Raw genomic sequence first — 15,689 nt, forward strand, 5'->3', positions numbered from 1 at the left:
CGCATGAGCCATTTCGCCAACCCGCTCCCGATCGCCAGTTGACCTAGCTCCATCATGACCCCTCTCGTCGAGATCAAGGACCTCACCATCCGCTTCACCGGCGAGCGCACCGTGCACGCCGTGAACGATGTCAGCCTCACGCTCGGTGACGGCGAGGTGCTGGGCCTGCTCGGCGAATCCGGCTCCGGCAAGAGCGTGACCTTGCGTGCGCTGATGCGGCTCCTGCCGAAGAAGCGCACGCAGATCACGGGCAGCATCAACGTCATGGGACGCGACGTGCTCGCGCTCGGGGATGAGGAGCTGTCGCAGTTCCGCGGCCGCATCGTGTCGATGATCTTCCAGGAGCCGGGGCTCGCGCTCGATCCGGTCTACACCATCGGCAAACAGATTGCCGAGACCGTGATGCGGCACGAGGGCAAGAGCTACGGCGAGGGGCGTGCGCGCGCGCTCGAAATGCTCGACGTGGTCCGCATCCCCTCGGCCAAGCGGCGGCTCGATTCCTATCCGCACGAGATGTCCGGCGGCATGCGCCAGCGCGCGATGATCGCGCTGGCGCTCGCCTGTCGCCCGAAGGTGCTGCTGGCGGACGAGCCCACCACCGCGCTCGATGCCACCGTGCAGATCCAGATCCTGCTGTTGTTGCGCGAGCTGCAGCGCGAGTTCGGCATGTCCGTCATCTTCGTCACCCATGACATCGGGGTGGCGATCGAGATCTGCGACCGTGTCGCGGTGATGTATGCCGGCCAGATCGTCGAGCAGGGATCATTGCGCGACATCGTCCGCAAGCCGGCCCATCCCTATGCGCGCGGACTGCTGGCCTCGACGATCCACGGCGCCAGGCGCGGCGAACGGCTGCAGACCATCCCGGGCACGCCGCCCTCGCTGGATCAGGCGCCGCGCAGTTGCTCCTTCGCCCCGCGCTGCAGCCTGGCTGAAGCCCGCTGTACCGAAGCCCTGCCGCCGAATCTTTCCGTCGCCTCGGGTCATCAGGCGCGCTGTGTCCTCGCTGAGCGCGACCAAACTGTTGCGGCCACGTAACGGTCTGCGGGAAAGGCGACGGACCAGGCTCCAGATCGCGCTGGCAGGGTCGTTCTATCACAGTCGCCTCGCTATGGTGGGGCGGCCGCGCAGGAACATGTATGCCGGCAGACGGGGAAGCGGCATGTACATTTCGAACGAAGGTATTCTGGTCATTCTGTTTGTCGGCCTGGTAGCAGGCTGGCTGGCCGGCAAGATCGTGCGCGGGACCGGCTTCGGCATCGTCGGCGATATTGTGGTCGGCATCTGCGGCGCGCTGATCGCAAGCCTCCTCTTCCCCCGACTTGGTATCCGGCTCGGCTCCGGACTGGTTTCGGAGATCGTCTATTCGGCGCTCGGCGCCATCATCCTGCTGTTGGTGGTGCGGCTGGTCCGCACCGGTGGTCGGTTATAATTCGCTGCGAATGGCGGCTGCCGTTCATCTTCGTGGCGGCGGTCTGAACGTTTCTTCCGCCCGCGCGACAGACGAGGAAGCGTTGGTTTAGGTTAACGCAGTCCCGTTGCACGGCTGCAGCGTGAATCTGTATAACTGACAGCGCGTACCGCTGAGTTCCTCAGTTTGCCGGCGGCCCTGCTGCTTATTCGAAGAGATGGTCTGGATGGTGGCCGCACCCGGCGTGAGGCGTTCCGAGCTGAGTGATGCATTGCGCGACTGCCGCAGCGCTTTCCTCGGCGTCGGCGTCATGAGCTGCATCATCAACCTGCTCTATCTCACCGGCTCGATCTTCATGCTCGAGGTCTATGACCGCGTGCTGCCGAGCCGCAGCGTGCCGACCCTGATCGGACTGGTGCTGCTGGCGGCCGGACTCTATCTGGCGCAGGGCGTGCTCGACCTGATCCGCAGCCGCATTCTCGGCCGGATCGGAACGGCGCTGGACGAGAGCCTGAATGCGCGGGTGTTCGATACCATCGTACGGCTGCCGCTCATGGTCGGCGGGCGCAATGAGGGGCTGCAGCCGCTTCGCGATCTCGACAATGTCAGGACCTTTCTCGGAAGCCAGGGACCGAGCGCCTTCTTCGATCTGCCCTGGCTGCCGCTCTACCTGGCGATCTGCTTCGCCTTCCACGTGCTGATCGGCGTCACCGCGCTGGCCGGCGCCGTCATCCTGGTGACGCTGACACTGGTCACCGAATATCTGACACGGGAGCCGGCGAAGCAGGCGATGGGGCTTGCGGCGCGGCGCAACGATCTCGCGACTGCGAGCCGCCGCAACGCCGAGGTGCTGGTCGCGATGGGCATGGCCGGTCGGCTGATGGAGCGCTGGCGCGAGACCAATGAAAAATACCTCGCGGGCAATCAGCGGGCCAGCGATGTCGCCGGCGGCCTTGGCGCGATCGCCAAGGTGCTCCGCATGATGCTGCAATCCTCCGTGCTCGCGGTCGGCGCCTATCTCGTGATCCACCAGGAGGCGACCGCCGGCATCATCATCGCCAGCTCCATCCTCAGCGCACGGGCGCTTGCGCCGGTGGACCTTGCGATTGCGCATTGGAAGAGCTTTGTCACCGCACGCCAGAGCTGGCGGCGCCTCAGCCAGCTCATGCAGACGATCCCGGAACGGCCGGCACCGACGCTGCTGCAGCCGCCGACGAGCCGGCTGTCGGTCGAAGGCCTCTCGATCGCGGCGCCCGGCGATCAGAAGGTCATCGTGGTGGACATAAGCTTCGCGCTATCGGCCGGTCAGGGGCTTGGCGTGATCGGGCCGAGCGCGTCCGGCAAATCCTCGTTGGTGCGCGCGCTGGTCGGGGTCTGGCGGCCGCTTCGCGGCCATGTCAGACTCGATGGCGCGGCGCTGGAGCAGTGGAGCTCCGACGAACTCGGCCGCCATGTCGGCTATCTGCCGCAGGACGTCGAGCTGTTCGCCGGCACGGTCGCGCAGAACATCTGCCGCTTCGATCCGCAGGCCCCGGCCGACAGCATCATCGCCGCCGCCAAAGAGGCGGGCGTGCATGAGATGATCATCAAGATGCGCGACGGCTACGACACCCAGGTCGGCGAGCAGGGCGCGGCGCTCTCGGCCGGCCAGGCTCAGCGCGTGGGGCTGGCGCGTGCGCTCTACGGCAATCCGTTCCTGATCGTGCTCGACGAGCCCAATTCCAATCTCGATACCGAAGGCGACGAGGCCTTGACGCGCGCCGTGCGCGCGGCGCGGACGCGCGGCGCCATCGTCGTGGTGGTCGCGCACCGTCCGATCGGCATCGAGGCGGTCGATCAGATCCTGGTCATGAAGGACGGCCGCATGCAGGCCTTCGGACCAAAGGAGACGGTGCTGGCGCAGGTGCTGCAGCAACGGACGGGCCAGGCGCCGATCAAGATCGTGTCCGAGGCCGGAGTGGCGAAGTCGTGAGCAGCCAAGCTCTGAACACCCAAGCTCTGAACAGCGGGGTCATGACGGGGCCGGCGATCGGCGGCCGGGCGTACAGCGTCCGCCAATCGATCCGGCGGCATTTGATCGTTGGCCTCACCGTGGTTGCCGTCCTGGCCGGGGGGCTCGGCGGCTGGGCGGCGACGCAGCAGATCTCCGGCGCGCTGATCGCGCCCGGCCAGATCGTCGTCGAATCCAACGTGAAGAAGGTGCAGCACCCGACCGGCGGCGTGGTCGGCGAGCTGCGCGCCCGCGATGGTGATGTGGTCAAGGCCGGCGACGTCCTGGTGCGGCTGGATGACACCGTGACCAAGGCGAGCCTCGCCATCGTCACCAAGAACCTGGATGCGCTCTGGGCACGATCGGCCAGGCTGGAGGCCGAGCAGCGCGGCCTCAGCCGGATCACCTTTCCGCCGCAGCTCGTCGCCCGCGCCGAAGATCCTGACGTGAGCAGCTTGATGGCGAGCGAGAGCAAGTTGTTCGAGGTGCGCGTCACCGGCCGCACCGGCCAGAAGGCGCAGTTGCGCGAGCGCATCACCCAGCTCAACGAGGAGGTCGAAGGCCTCTCCGCGCAGGTCAAGTCGAAAGACAAGGAGATCGAGCTGGTGATGAAGGAGCTCGAAGGCGTCCGCCAGCTCTATGACCAGCATCTGGTGCAGATCTCGCGCCTGACCGCGTTGGAGCGCGATGCCGCGCGGCTGAACGGCGAGCGCGCGCAATACATCGCCTCGCGCGCCCAGGCCAAGGGCAAGATCACCGAGACCGAACTGCAGATCATCCAGATCGATAAGGACATGGTCAGCGAGGTTTCCAAGGATCTGCGCGAGACCAACGACAAGATCGGCGAGTTCGTGGAACGCAAGGTGACGGCGGAGGACCAGCTGCGCCGCGTCGACATCCGCGCGCCGCAGGACGGCATGGTGCTGCAGTCGACCGTGCACACGGTCGGCGGCGTCGTCACCGCGGGCGATGCCATCATGCTGATCGTGCCGCAGAGCGACGATCTGCAGGTCGAAGCCAAGGTCAATCCGCAGGACATCGACAAGCTGCAGGTCGGGCAGAAGACGCTGCTGCGGCTGTCCGCCTTCAACCAGCGCACCACGCCGGAATTGAACGGCGTGGTCAGCCGGGTCTCGCCCGACGTCACCACCGATCAGCGCACCGGCCAGAGCTACTACACCATCCGCGTCTCGATGCCGCCGGAGGAGATCGCGCGGCTCGGCGACGTCAAGCTGATCCCGGGCATGCCGGTGGAGGCCTTCGTGCAGACCGGCGACCGCACCGTGCTGTCCTACCTGATGAAGCCGCTCAGCGATCAGCTGATGCGCGCGTTCCGGGAGAAGTAAGCGCGCTTGAGCCGTCATTGCGGCTACGCTTGCAATCGCGTTTCTACACACTCCGCCGTCGTCCCCGCGAACGCGGGGACCCATAACCCCCGATGAGCATGGTAGAAGCGAGCTGGAGCTCCAGCCTTCGCAAATTGACGGCCTGTGGTTATGGGTCCCGGCTCTGCGCTCGCATTCGCTCGCTTGGCCGGGACGACATTGAATCTACTGGTCGAGCCTTCGCAACAGCAACTCCAGCGCCGTCTTCGCGAACACCTGCATGTTGGCCAGCCGATCGGGACTCGCGGTCTCCAGCGTCATGGCCGTGGTCTCGCCGCGCGCGACCGCGAAGCAGCTGTGGCCGGCGGCATCACCATAGCGGTTGCCGGTCGGCCCGGCTGCGCCGGTCTCCGACAGGCCCCAGTCGGCCCCGAAGCGCTCGCGGATGCGTTCGGCCAGCAGCTTGGCATAGATCTCCGACGCGGAGCGAATGCCCCGCATTGCCTCGTCCGAGATGTCCATCAGGATACGCCGCGCATCGCGCGTATAGACCACGGCGGAGCCTAGGAAATAGGCCGAGGCGCCGGGCACCGCGAGCAACGCGGCCGAGATCAGCCCGCCGGTCGAGGATTCCGCGACCGCGATGGTCTGCTTGCGTTGGACGAGACGGCCAGCCGCCTGTTCCGCGAGCCCGATCAATTCCTGCATGATGATTCCCTTGATCCTGTTCGCCGCGGCTTGGTCCGCCGTGTTCGGCTCACGGCTTTGCCAGCCCCTTGCCGGCCAGCCAGGTCTGGATCAGGCCGGCGACTTGGAGGTTGTTCTTGTCCATCATGATCATGTGCGAATTGCCGGAGATGCCGATCTTGGGCAGATCGACCACGTCGGCACTGCCGCCGGCGGCCTTGATCGCGTCGGCGAAAGCCACCCCGGTGGCGCGGATTTTCGGCCAGCGCGAGTCGCGGTCGATATAGTCGCCATAGACGAACAGCGTCGGGATCGACTTCAGGAGATCCACTTTCGTGGGATCGCCGACGCCGGCCGGCTCGATGGCGATCAGCGCCTTGACCTTGTCGGGCCGGGCCTGCGCCACCTTGAAGCCGAAGGTGCCGGCCTGGCTGTGAAACAGCAGGATGCAGGGGCAAACGCGATCGACCTCGGCGATATAGGCGGCAATCGTTGCGTCATCCGTCGTGGTCCAGCGCGGCACGTTCTGCTTGACGAAATTGTCGTAGCCTTCGTTCGGAAACTGGCTTTCCGGCATCAGCCTGCGCTTCGCCGGGTCGGGATCGTAGGAGCCGGGGCCATCGCCGATGCGGAAGCGCTCGAACGGGTTGGCGACGGTGAGAAACACCGGCTCGCCCTTGAAGATGTCGGGATATTGGGCCCATCCGGCGCGCCCCCGCTCGACGGCGTCGGAATTGTAGACGCTCCAGCCCTTGCGCAGGAAGTAGTTGAGCCAGCCCTGCCGGCCGTCGGGCGTCGTCTCGTAGGTGACGCCGGTCAGCCCGCCGCCATGCCAAAGCAACAGCGGATAGGCGCCCTTTTCGGTCTCGGGCAGAAAATACTGCACATACATCTGCTCGACTTGGTAGGTGCCGTTGGGGTCGATCTTGGCCGGCACGCCGCCGGCCGTGAACGTGACCTCCTTCACCGGCTTGCCGGAAATCTCCACCAGGCGGCCGCCGACGTGAAACGAACCCATGTCGCGGAGATGGATCGGTTCCTCCGCTCGCGCCGCCTCAGCACTGATCAGCGCCAAAGCCGTCAGCATGATTGCAAGACGTGACATGTGGAACCTGCGGTGCTGTCAGCGTGCCCACGGACGAAGCAGAACGGCCTCGTCCGCGAGAAGGCTCATGCCGTCACTGCTTCGCGCACTTCCACGGTTCGGCCACCGCTGCGGTAGACGGTCAATGCGGCGATGATACCGAGCACGGCTGCGAACATCAGCCAGAAGCCCGGCGAGGCCTTGTCGCCGGTCTTCTCGATCAGCCAGGTCGACGCGAACGGCGTGAAGGTGCCGAACAGCGCAGCGGCAAGCGCGAAGGCCAGCGAGAAGCAGGTGGTGCGGACGTGGGCCGGCACGATCTCGACCAGCGCGCCGAGCATGGTGCCGCTGTACATGCCGAAATAGAACGAGAACATCATCTCGACCGCCAGCATCTTTCCGAAAGTCGGCGCGGTCACCAGCCAGCTCAGCGCCGGATAGGCCGTGAGCAGTGACAGCGTGGCGATTGCGAGCAGCACCGGCTTGCGGCCGATCTTGTCGGACAGCGCGCCGCCCACGGGATTCCAGATGAAATTGGTAACCGCGACCAGGAGCGTGACCAGCAGCGCGTCGGCGGTCGACAGCTTCAGCACGTTCTTGCCGAAGGTCGGCGTGTATACGGTGACGAAATAGAATGTCGTGGTGGTCAGGATCGCGATCATCATGCCCAGGATCACGATGCGCCAATTGGCGAGCGCCGAGGCGAACACCTCGCTCGCCGTCGGGTGCTTCTTCATGGCGAGGAAGGCCGGAGTTTCCTCCAGCGTCCGCCGCAGGAGGAAGATCAGCGGGATGATCAGGCAGCCGATGAAGAACGGGATGCGCCAGCCCCAGGCCGTCACGGTGGCGGCCGGCATGGATTCGCTCAGCAGATAACCGATGATCGAGGCGACGAAGATTGCCACCTGCTGGCTGGAGGACTGGAACGAGGTGTAGAAGCCGCGGTGGCCGGGTGTGGCGATTTCGGACAGATAGACCGAGACGCCGCCGAGCTCGACGCCGGCGGAGAAGCCCTGCAGCAGGCGGCCGAGCAGGACGATGATGGGAGCGGCGATGCCGATCGTGGCATAGGACGGGCAGAAGGCGATGACGACGGTACCGGCCGCCATGATCGAGAGCGTGACGATCAGGCCCTGGCGCCGGCCGATCCGGTCGATATAGGCGCCGAGCACGATGGCGCCGACGGGCCGCATCAGGGCGCCGAGCCAGAACACGCCGAAGGTGTTGAGCAGCGCCGCGGTCTCATTCTCGGACGGGAAGAACGCCTTGGCGATCGCGCTCGCATAGAAGCCGAACAGGAAGAAGTCGAACTGCTCGAGGAAATTGCCGCTGGTCGCCCGCAGGATGGCACCGATGCGCGATTTGATCGTGGCCGGTTGGCTTGTTGTGGTTTGCGACACTGGATGTCTCCTCCCGTCGAATGGCCCGTGCGGAAGAAGCCTTCGCCAGCCGTGTTGATACGTCAAGGCTATTTGCCACGGCCCCGCGGCTTGGCCAACCGGAATCCAATGCGGCAGCGCAGCATAAGCGCGGCGGCGCTGTTAGGATTTGTTCTGCGCCGCCGCCTTCAGCCAGGCACGGAAAGCCCGCAGCTTCGGTGCATCGGTGCGGCCTTCCGGCGAGACCAGGTAATAGCCCGCATCCACCGGCAGCGCTATCTGGAAGGGCACCACGAGGCGGCCTTTGCTGATGTCGTCCTGGACATAGGAGGTGCGGCCGATCGCGACGCCGAGGCCGTCGATCGCGGCCTGGATCGTCATGAAGATCAGGTCGAAGCTCACGCCCCGGTGCTTCGAGATCGAGACCGGCAGTCCCGCAGCGGTTAGCCAGAGTCGCCAGTCGTCGTCGTAGCTGCTGTGCAGCAGGGTGTGCTGGGCGAGGTCTTCCGGAGAGCGCAGCGGCTTGCTGCCTTTCAGCAGCGCGGGGCTGCAGACCGGAAACAGCTCATCTCCCATCAGCCATTCGGCGCGCACGCCCGGCCAGTGGCCCCTGCCGTAACGGATCGCGGCATCGACATCCTCCTTGGCGAAATCGACCAGGCTGCTCGAGGTGGTGATCCGTACGTCAATCTCGGGATGTGCCTCCTGGAAGGCTGAAAGCCGTGGCAGCAGCCATTTCGCCGCATGAGAGGCGATCGTCGAGACGGTCAGCACCTTGCCGCCGTCCCTGCGCACCAGCCGCTCGGTCGCCAGCCGCAGGTCGTCGAAGGCGGCGCGCACCAGCGGCAGATATTCGCGTGCCTGCGGCGTGAGCGCCAGGCTGCGGTTCTGCCGCACGAACAGCCTGAGACCGAGCTCATCCTCCAGCCGCTTGATCTGATGGCTGATCGCGGTCTGCGTGACGTTCAGCTCGGAGGCCGCCCGCGTGAAGCTCAGATGGCGCGCCGCCGCCTCAAACGCCCGCAGCCCATTGAGCGAGGGCAGACGAGAGCTTGTTCGGACGATGCTATCCATGAGTTTATTTCATCCGAAACGGTACAAAGTGTCGTTTGTGAATGAGCCCCAGACGACGGATTGTAGCGCTAGAAGTTAGCTGCAGGAGGCTTTGATGTCTACTTGCGTGTCCCATCCAATGACAAATCATCATGGCCCGCGGGTCTGGACCGGGTTGACCGGAGTGCTACAGGCCTGGCGCGAGCGCTACCGGGCCCGCCACGAGCTCGCCGCCTGGTCCGAGCGCGATCTGCACGATCTCGGCCTGTCGCGCAGCGATATCGCCGCTGAAATCGAAAAGCCGTTCTGGCGGGCTTGATCAAGCCGCCACGCCGGCGCCGCTCGGCTTGCGAGGGCGCCGGCCATTCCTTGCATCGGAGCGCGCCGTGTTGACATCGCATCTCGCTGAACTCGTCGCGCCTGCCGACCTTATTGACACCCGGCGTGGCGAGGCGGTCACGTTGCGCTTTATCGGGCCGTCCGATGCGAACGACCTGCAGGCCTATGTGCGCTCGCTGAGCTCGCGCTCGCGTCACAACCGCTTTCTCGGCGCCCTGAGCGAATTGCCGAAGGCGCTGCTCGACGACTTCGTGGCTGTCGGCAAGGATGATCGCTTTACCCTGCTCGCGACCATGGACATCGACGGCGTCGAGGTGATCGTCGGCGAGGCGCGCTATGCGTTTCACGCCGAGAGCGCCAGTGTCGAGTTCGGACTTTCGGTCCATGATCGCTGGCAGGGCCACGGCATCGGCCCGGCACTGATGAAGAATCTGGAAGGCCGTGCCGCCGCGCTCGGCGCCACCAGTCTGTTCGGTGACACGCTGCGTTCCAACGATGTCATGATCGCAGTCGCAAAGGCCTCCGGCTTCGCCTTGCGCCAGCATCCCTACGATTGGACCCTGGTCCGGTTCGAGAAGCAGCTCTCGCCGGTTCAGGCAGGCAATCGAGCCGCGGATAGTCCCAGCCCGAGCGTGAGGCTCGTGGTCGTGTCGCGGCGGGCGGACGAGAGCGCCGCCGCGAACTGACCTTCCTGTGTGCGCGATGCGGATCTAATCGTGATCCGTCGACGTCGCGAGCGTGCGCCACGCCGCAAGCTCTGCGGCCACATGGGCGTTCTTGGCCTCGATGCGTTCGACCGTGTCGCTGCCGAGCGGCAGTCGCAGCGGCGGACTGTCAGCATTCGCCAGGGTGATGAAGGCCTTGGCGAGCTTGGCGGGATCGCCGCGCTGGCCGTGATTGAGGTCGGCCGCATGCGCGCGCGTCTGGCCGACGGTCTCGCCATAGTCCGCGATCTGCTGCGCCGTGCGCGACAGCGAGGTGTCGTCGAGGAAGTCAGTGCGGAAGAAGCCCGGCTCGACCACCGTGACCTTGATGCCGAGCGGCGCGACCTCCGCGGCCAGGGCCTCGCTGATGCCTTCGACCGCGAACTTGGTGGCGCCATAGACGCCCCAGCCGGGATAGCCAGTATAGCCGCCGACCGAGGACAGGTTGATGATGTGGCCGGCGCGCTGCCGGCGCATATGCGGCAGCACTGCGCGGGTGACGCCGAGCAGACCGAACACGTTGGTTGCGAACAGGCGCTCGGTTTCCGCGGCGCTGGCTTCCTCGATCGCGCCCAACAGTCCGTAGCCGGCATTGTTGACCAGGATATCGATCCGGCCGAAGGCCTTGGCCGCCTGGTCGACGGCCGCACGAACCTCGTCCTCCTTGGTGACGTCAAGCCGCATCGGCAGCAGCCGCTCGTGGGTGCCGAGCCGCTTGGTGACGGTGGAAGGATCGCGCGCTGTGGCGACCACGACATCGCCGCCCGCCAGCGCTTCCTGCGCGATCAAGGCGCCAAAACCCCGGGATGCTCCCGTGATGAACCAGACACGCATGTTCTTGCCCTTTCTGATAGGCCCGGCAGTGCGCCGGGCTGATGGCAAGACAATTAAGCGGTCGCAATAGCTGAGATAATCGGCTATATGTTTCGCAAGCTACTGAGCAAAATTCATCAATGCGGATCGACCCGACCGACCTCGCCACCTTCCTCGCGATCGCTCGCCATCGCAGTTTCCGCGCTGCCGCGACCGAGCTCGGCGTGTCAGCCTCGGCGCTGAGCCATGCGCTGCGCAACATCGAAGAGCGGCTGGATGTCCGCCTGATCAACCGCACCACGCGCAGCGTCGCGCTGACCGAAGCCGGTGCGCGCCTGTTCGAGCGGATCAGCCCGGCTTTCCGCGACATCGACGATGCGCTGGAGGATCTCAACAATTTCCGCGGCCGGCCCGCCGGCACGCTGCGCTTCAGCGCAGCCCGGCAATCGTCGCAGCTGGTGCTGTTGCCGATCGTCACGCAATTCCTCAAGGCGTTTCCGGAGATCAATGTCGAGATCGTGGTGAGCGATGCACTGATCGACATGGTGGCAGGGGGATTCGATGCCGGAGTCCGGTTCGGAGAGACCATTGCGGCCGACATGATCGCCGTCCCGATCGGCCCGCGCCAGCGCTCTGCGGTGGTCGCTTCGCCCGGCTTCTTCAAGCGGCACAAACAGCCGGTGACCCCGCACGATCTGAAGGATCTGCCCTGCATCCGCTACCGCTTCAACAGCGGTGTGCTGTATCGCTGGGAGTTTGAGCGCGGCGGTGTCGCGCTCAAGATCGATGTGACCGGTCCGCTGACGATGAACGATCAGGATCTGATGCTCGAATCGGCGCGCGATGGCGCGGGCCTCGCTTATGTGTTCGAGGCGCAGGCCAGTCCGCTGATCGCGAAGCGCAAGCTGGTTCGGGTGCTGGCCGACTGGTGTCCGGCCTATCCGGGTTTCTTTCTGTATTATCCAAGCCGCCGCCAGTTGCCGGCCGCGCTGCGTGCCTTCGTGGACTTCGTACGGGCGGCAAAGGTCTAATTGCCCTTGAACACCGCCTTGCGCTTCTCGATGAAGGCCTGCACCGCTTCCTTGTGATCCATCGACGCCATCAACGGGATCAGCCGCTCGGCCTCGCGGTCGCGGGCGGTGTCGAAATCGACCGTCAGCGCTTCGTCGAGATTGTCCTTGATCGAGCGCAGCGCCAGCGCGGGACCTTCGGCCAGCGACTTGGCGAGCGCGAACGCTTCCTCCTGCAGGCGCTCGTCCGGCACCACGCGGTTGACTAGGCCGAGCTGCGCGCATCTGTCGGCATCGACCTTCTCGCCGGTGAACATCAATTCGCGCGCACGTGCGGTACCGACCAGTTGCGTCAACAGCCAGGCGATGCCGTAGTCGCCGCTCAGCCCGATCCGAACATAGCCGGTGGCGACGAAGGCCGATTGGGCGGCGATGCGGATGTCGCAGGCCAAGGCGATCGCGAGCCCGGCGCCGGCCGCGGGGCCGGGGAGCGCGGCGATGGTCGGCTTGCGCAGGCCATGCAGCGCGCCCGTCAGCAGGCGCTGCCGCTCCTTGAGGTCGGCGACCTTTTCCGCCTCCGACATTGCGAGCTTGCCAGGATCGCGGTGCGCGCCCATGCCCTTGACGTCGCCGCCGGCGCAGAACGCCGTGCCGGCGCCGGTAAGCAGCACCGCGCCGACATCGGGATTGTCGCCGCAGCTCCTGATCATCCGCCGCAGTGCCGGGCTCAGATTGTCCGACAGCGCATTGCGTGCCTCCGGCCGGTTGAGCGTGATGATCGCGACGCGATCGCGGATCACGCACAGCAGCTCGCTGGTGCCGGTGTCGATGGTGATGTCGGCGGTCATGTCACCTCCCAAGAGATTTTGTTGTTCGGCCTCTACTAGTCAGCAACTGACGCGGTCAAGCAGCCACAAATTCGATCGTCATTCCGGGGCGCGCGGAACGCGCGAGCCCGGAATCCATTTGGCGGCTGATGACATCGTGAGATGGATTCCGGGCTCGATGCTTCGCATCGCCCCGGAATGACGGTAGCGATGATGGCGACGTCAGAACTTCTCCACCCAGGGCCGCAGCTCCACTTCCCAGGTCCAGGCGCTGCGCGGCTGCTGCAGCACGCTCCAATAGCTCAGCGCGATCGCGTCGGGGTCGAGGAAAGAGTCCGGCTTGTCCGCAGGCTCCTGCCGGGCGGCGCTCCTGATGCCGCCATCGATCACGAAATGCGCGACATGGATGCCCTGCGGCGCAAGCTCGCGCGCCATGCTCTGGGCCAGGCCGCGCAGCGCGAACTTCCCCATCGCGAACGGCGCCGATTGCGCATAGCCCTTGACGCTGGCGGAGGCGCCGGTGAACAGGATCGCGCCCTGCCGGTTCGGAAGCATCCGCTGCGCCGCCTGCTGCGCCACCAGGAAGCCGCCGAAGGCGCTGACCGTGATCGCCTGAAGCACCTCGGCCGGCACCAGGTCGACCAGCGGTCCACGCGTGCGGCCGCTGGCGTTGTAGACCACGAGGTCGGGCGTGCCGAGCTCGCGCTCGACCAGGCCGAACAGCCGCTCGACCTCCTCGTGGTTGGTGGCGTCACAGGCAAAGGCCCGCGCGCCGGTCTCGCTGCACAGCGCGCCGAGCTTCCCGACCTTGCGCGCGGCCAGCGCAACGCGGATCTTCTCGCGGGCGAACAGCCGTGCCAGCGAGGCGCTGAGGCCCTCGCCGGCGCCGACGATCAGCGCGGTCTTGTAGGTCGGACTTTCCATGGGTTCTCTCCAATGCAGGGCGCTATGCATCTAGGGTTGGCGGCGGCAAGTTCCTATGGCGTCCGCCCCACATTCGCGCGAGAACGGAGACCAGAGCCCCAACTTAGAAAAACATATCCGGCTTCGGGACGGAAACGATCAGGGAATTTCGAGATGCATCAGTTCTTGAAGCGCGACGACGTCATGACTGGCGGGGCGCGGCCGGGCCTGCTGGCGCCGGATACCACGGGCATGAACTTCTACCGCGCCGATCCGGCCTTGACCGATCTCTTGCGCATCCATCTGCCCGAGCGGCTGTTCCAGCATATCGAGCCGCATCTGGACCGGCTGGGCGAGCTTGCCGGTGGTTATCTGGACGAATGCGCGCGGCTGGCCGACCGTCATCCGCCGGTGCTGCATCAGCGTGACCGTTTCGGCCGCGACGCGCAGTGGATCGAATATCACCCTGCCTATCGCGAGCTTGAGCGCGCCGCCTTCGGCGAGTTCGGCATCCACGCGATGTCGGTCCGCAAGGGCATTCTCGGCTGGCCCGACAAATACCCGGTCGTCGCCAAGCATGCCTTCACCTTCCTGTTCAACCAGGCCGAGTTCGGGCTCGGCTGCCCGATCAACGTCACCGACGGCTGCGCCAAGCTGCTGGCGACGTTCGGCAGCCGGGAGCTCCAGGATAGATATCTCAGCGGCCTGACCCAGACTGATATGGCGAAGCTGACCCAGGGCGGCCAGTTCATGACCGAGAAGGAAGGCGGCTCCGACGTCGGCACCTTGACGACGGTGGCTGTGCAGGAAGGTGACCAATGGCGCCTGACTGGCGAGAAATGGTTCTGCTCCAATGCTGACGCCAAGGTGGTGATGCTCCTGGCGCGGCCGCAAGACGCCGAAACCGGCACGCGCGGCGTCGGCCTGTTCCTGATGCCGCGCTTCCTCGACGACGGTTCTCAGAACCACTATCGGATCGTCCGGCTGAAGGACAAGCTCGGCACCCGCTCGATGGCCTCGGGCGAGATCAAGCTGGAAGGCGCGATTGCGTATGCGGTTGGCCGGCTCGATCGCGGCTTCGTCCAGATGGCCGAGATGGTCAACTCGTCGCGGCTCTCCAACGGGGTGAAGTCGACCGCACTGATGCGCCGCGCGTATCACGATGCAATGACGGTCGCGACCAACCGCGTCGTGTTTGGCCACCGCATCATCGACCTGCCGCTCGGGCGCCGGCAATTGCTCAAGATCATGCTGGCGACCGAACAGGCGCTATCGATGAGCTTTCTCACAGCTGACGCGCTCGACCGCGCCGAGACGGGCAGCCAGGATGCCGCCGCGCTGCTGCGCATTCTCACGCCCACGCTGAAATTTCGTGCCACCCGCGACGCGCGCAAGGTCTGCGGCGACGCCTTGGAGATGCGCGGCGGCATCGGTTATGTCGAGGAGTTCGCCACCGCGCGCCTGCTGCGCGACGCACATCTCGGCTCGATCTGGGAGGGCACCGGCAACATCGTCGCGATCGATGCGCTCAAGCGCGCGGTGGGGCGCCATGGCGCGGAATCTGCGCTGGCCGCCGATCTGCACGCTCGGCTCGATGACAGTGCAAGAGTGCCGCAGGCATGGCGTGATCGTCTGCGCGGGCTGGTCGATCGCGTCGTCGGTTTTGCGCGGATAGTCGCGGCGGACGCAGAGAACGAAGCCGAGGCGCGGCGCGCCACCAGCCTGCTCTATCACGTCACCAGCGCCGTTGCGCTCGCCTGGGAAGCCGCGCGCATCGACGAGCTGCGCGGCGACGCGCGCCGGCTGCTGCTGTCGAAGCTCGTGGTCGAGCATCGGCTGATGTCGTCCGATCCGTTCCGGCTCGCGGAAAATGAGCACGATGATGCGATCGCAACGCTGCTGCTCGGCGACCGCGCCGCCGGCATGGCGGAGGTTGGCGAATTGTTGTCAGCCGCGTAGGCTCGTGGTGAGAAATGAAAGCAAATGCGATGTTGAGTGAAGCTGTCGCTACCGCGTCGGTGCACCCTCTCCCCTTGTGGGAGAGGGTGGCGGGCATGAGCGTAGCGAAATGCCCGGCGGGTGAGGGGTCTCCGCGGATGCAGACCCCTCACCCGGCTTCGATGCTGCGCATCTCAGCCACCCTCTCCCACAAGGGGAGAGGGTG

Annotated in this window: 15 protein-coding genes; 8 read left to right on the plus strand and 7 right to left on the minus strand. The window is 65.7% G+C overall.

The annotated features are described in order from the left end of the window. Window positions 1–54: 54 nt before the first annotated feature. The 4 genes from BRAS3843_RS32785 to BRAS3843_RS32800 all read left to right on the plus strand — a co-directional run bounded on the left by BRAS3843_RS32785 (window position 55) and on the right by BRAS3843_RS32800 (window position 4,747). On the plus strand, window positions 55–1,038 hold the full coding sequence (locus tag BRAS3843_RS32785; protein WP_008973523.1) for an ABC transporter ATP-binding protein: 984 nt from the start codon (window positions 55–57) through the stop codon (window positions 1,036–1,038). A 124-nt stretch (window positions 1,039–1,162) separates the two neighbouring features. Further along, window positions 1,163–1,432, plus strand: a complete 270-nt coding sequence (locus BRAS3843_RS32790) for a GlsB/YeaQ/YmgE family stress response membrane protein (RefSeq protein WP_008973524.1) — start codon at window positions 1,163–1,165, stop codon at window positions 1,430–1,432. 205 nt (window positions 1,433–1,637) lie between these two features. Next, window positions 1,638–3,383, plus strand: coding sequence for a type I secretion system permease/ATPase (locus tag BRAS3843_RS32795; protein WP_008973525.1), 1,746 nt, complete (start codon window positions 1,638–1,640; stop codon window positions 3,381–3,383). A 41-nt stretch (window positions 3,384–3,424) separates the two neighbouring features. Next, the gene (locus BRAS3843_RS32800; RefSeq protein WP_035983596.1) at window positions 3,425–4,747 is read left to right on the plus strand and encodes an HlyD family type I secretion periplasmic adaptor subunit; all 1,323 of its coding nucleotides are present in this window, start codon (window positions 3,425–3,427) and stop codon (window positions 4,745–4,747) included. A gap of 204 nt (window positions 4,748–4,951) precedes the next feature. Here BRAS3843_RS32800 and BRAS3843_RS32805 read toward each other — a convergent pair whose 3' ends face one another. From BRAS3843_RS32805 to BRAS3843_RS32820, 4 genes are all read right to left on the minus strand, one after another. Next, window positions 4,952–5,434: a CinA family protein gene (locus BRAS3843_RS32805; RefSeq protein WP_008973527.1), complete on the minus strand. Its 483-nt coding sequence runs from the start codon at window positions 5,432–5,434 to the stop codon at window positions 4,952–4,954. Window positions 5,435–5,483: 49 nt separating this feature from the next. Beyond that, entirely contained in the window at window positions 5,484–6,518 is a 1,035-nt protein-coding gene (locus tag BRAS3843_RS32810; RefSeq protein WP_008973528.1) for an esterase, read from the minus strand. Window positions 6,519–6,583: 65 nt separating this feature from the next. Further along, complete coding sequence (locus tag BRAS3843_RS32815) at window positions 6,584–7,897, minus strand: MFS transporter (RefSeq protein ID WP_008973529.1); 1,314 nt, start codon at window positions 7,895–7,897, stop codon at window positions 6,584–6,586. A 141-nt stretch (window positions 7,898–8,038) separates the two neighbouring features. Beyond that, window positions 8,039–8,950 (minus strand): transcriptional regulator GcvA, encoded by a 912-nt coding sequence (locus BRAS3843_RS32820; RefSeq protein WP_008973530.1) that lies wholly within the window; start codon window positions 8,948–8,950, stop codon window positions 8,039–8,041. A 94-nt stretch (window positions 8,951–9,044) separates the two neighbouring features. Here BRAS3843_RS32820 and BRAS3843_RS32825 point away from each other — a divergent pair, with 94 nt between their 5' ends. Both BRAS3843_RS32825 and BRAS3843_RS32830 read left to right on the plus strand, forming a co-directional pair. Further along, window positions 9,045–9,248 carry a DUF1127 domain-containing protein gene (locus BRAS3843_RS32825; protein WP_035983594.1) on the plus strand — a complete coding sequence of 68 codons (204 nt, stop codon included), beginning with the start codon at window positions 9,045–9,047 and terminating at the stop codon, window positions 9,246–9,248. Window positions 9,249–9,315: 67 nt separating this feature from the next. Next, window positions 9,316–9,954, plus strand: a complete 639-nt coding sequence (locus BRAS3843_RS32830) for a GNAT family N-acetyltransferase (protein WP_008973532.1) — start codon at window positions 9,316–9,318, stop codon at window positions 9,952–9,954. Between the two features lie 24 nt (window positions 9,955–9,978). Here BRAS3843_RS32830 and BRAS3843_RS32835 read toward each other — a convergent pair whose 3' ends face one another. Beyond that, window positions 9,979–10,806, minus strand: a complete 828-nt coding sequence (locus tag BRAS3843_RS32835) for an oxidoreductase (RefSeq protein ID WP_008973533.1) — start codon at window positions 10,804–10,806, stop codon at window positions 9,979–9,981. A 119-nt stretch (window positions 10,807–10,925) separates the two neighbouring features. Here BRAS3843_RS32835 and BRAS3843_RS32840 point away from each other — a divergent pair, with 119 nt between their 5' ends. Beyond that, window positions 10,926–11,816, plus strand: coding sequence for a LysR family transcriptional regulator (locus tag BRAS3843_RS32840; RefSeq protein WP_008973534.1), 891 nt, complete (start codon window positions 10,926–10,928; stop codon window positions 11,814–11,816). Here BRAS3843_RS32840 and BRAS3843_RS32845 read toward each other — a convergent pair. Together BRAS3843_RS32845 and BRAS3843_RS32850 are read right to left on the minus strand one after the other, a co-directional pair. Then, entirely contained in the window at window positions 11,813–12,643 is an 831-nt protein-coding gene (locus BRAS3843_RS32845) for an enoyl-CoA hydratase (protein ID WP_008973535.1), read from the minus strand. The genes BRAS3843_RS32840 and BRAS3843_RS32845 overlap by 4 nt on opposite strands. A 201-nt stretch (window positions 12,644–12,844) precedes the next feature. Beyond that, the gene (locus BRAS3843_RS32850; protein ID WP_008973536.1) at window positions 12,845–13,546 is read right to left on the minus strand and encodes an SDR family NAD(P)-dependent oxidoreductase; all 702 of its coding nucleotides are present in this window, start codon (window positions 13,544–13,546) and stop codon (window positions 12,845–12,847) included. 153 nt (window positions 13,547–13,699) lie between these two features. On the opposite strand from BRAS3843_RS32850, the gene BRAS3843_RS32855 reads away from it, so the two are divergent. Beyond that, entirely contained in the window at window positions 13,700–15,484 is a 1,785-nt protein-coding gene (locus BRAS3843_RS32855) for an acyl-CoA dehydrogenase family protein (RefSeq protein ID WP_008973537.1), read from the plus strand. Window positions 15,485–15,689: the final 205 nt, after the last annotated feature.

Origin of the sequence: Bradyrhizobium sp. STM 3843 (assembly GCF_000239815.1) — a bacterium.
GTDB lineage: Bacteria > Pseudomonadota > Alphaproteobacteria > Rhizobiales > Xanthobacteraceae > Bradyrhizobium.

Excerpts from the sequence above, each read along its gene's own strand:
- BRAS3843_RS32795 (WP_008973525.1), top strand. The coding sequence starts at position 1,638 with ATGGTGGCCGCACCCGGCGTGAGGCGTTCCGAGCTGAGTGATGCATTG.
- BRAS3843_RS32790 (WP_008973524.1), top strand. The coding sequence starts at position 1,163 with ATGTACATTTCGAACGAAGGTATTCTGGTCATTCTGTTTGTCGGCCTG.
- BRAS3843_RS32810 (WP_008973528.1), bottom strand. The coding sequence starts at position 6,518 with ATGTCACGTCTTGCAATCATGCTGACGGCTTTGGCGCTGATCAGTGCT.
- BRAS3843_RS32845 (WP_008973535.1), bottom strand. The coding sequence starts at position 12,643 with ATGACCGCCGACATCACCATCGACACCGGCACCAGCGAGCTGCTGTGC.
- BRAS3843_RS32850 (WP_008973536.1), bottom strand. The coding sequence starts at position 13,546 with ATGGAAAGTCCGACCTACAAGACCGCGCTGATCGTCGGCGCCGGCGAG.
- BRAS3843_RS32825 (WP_035983594.1), top strand. The coding sequence starts at position 9,045 with ATGTCTACTTGCGTGTCCCATCCAATGACAAATCATCATGGCCCGCGG.
- BRAS3843_RS32840 (WP_008973534.1), top strand. The coding sequence starts at position 10,926 with ATGCGGATCGACCCGACCGACCTCGCCACCTTCCTCGCGATCGCTCGC.
- BRAS3843_RS32785 (WP_008973523.1), top strand. The coding sequence starts at position 55 with ATGACCCCTCTCGTCGAGATCAAGGACCTCACCATCCGCTTCACCGGC.
- BRAS3843_RS32820 (WP_008973530.1), bottom strand. The coding sequence starts at position 8,950 with ATGGATAGCATCGTCCGAACAAGCTCTCGTCTGCCCTCGCTCAATGGG.
- BRAS3843_RS32805 (WP_008973527.1), bottom strand. The coding sequence starts at position 5,434 with ATGCAGGAATTGATCGGGCTCGCGGAACAGGCGGCTGGCCGTCTCGTC.
- BRAS3843_RS32855 (WP_008973537.1), top strand. The coding sequence starts at position 13,700 with ATGCATCAGTTCTTGAAGCGCGACGACGTCATGACTGGCGGGGCGCGG.
- BRAS3843_RS32835 (WP_008973533.1), bottom strand. The coding sequence starts at position 10,806 with ATGCGTGTCTGGTTCATCACGGGAGCATCCCGGGGTTTTGGCGCCTTG.
- BRAS3843_RS32800 (WP_035983596.1), top strand. The coding sequence starts at position 3,425 with ATGACGGGGCCGGCGATCGGCGGCCGGGCGTACAGCGTCCGCCAATCG.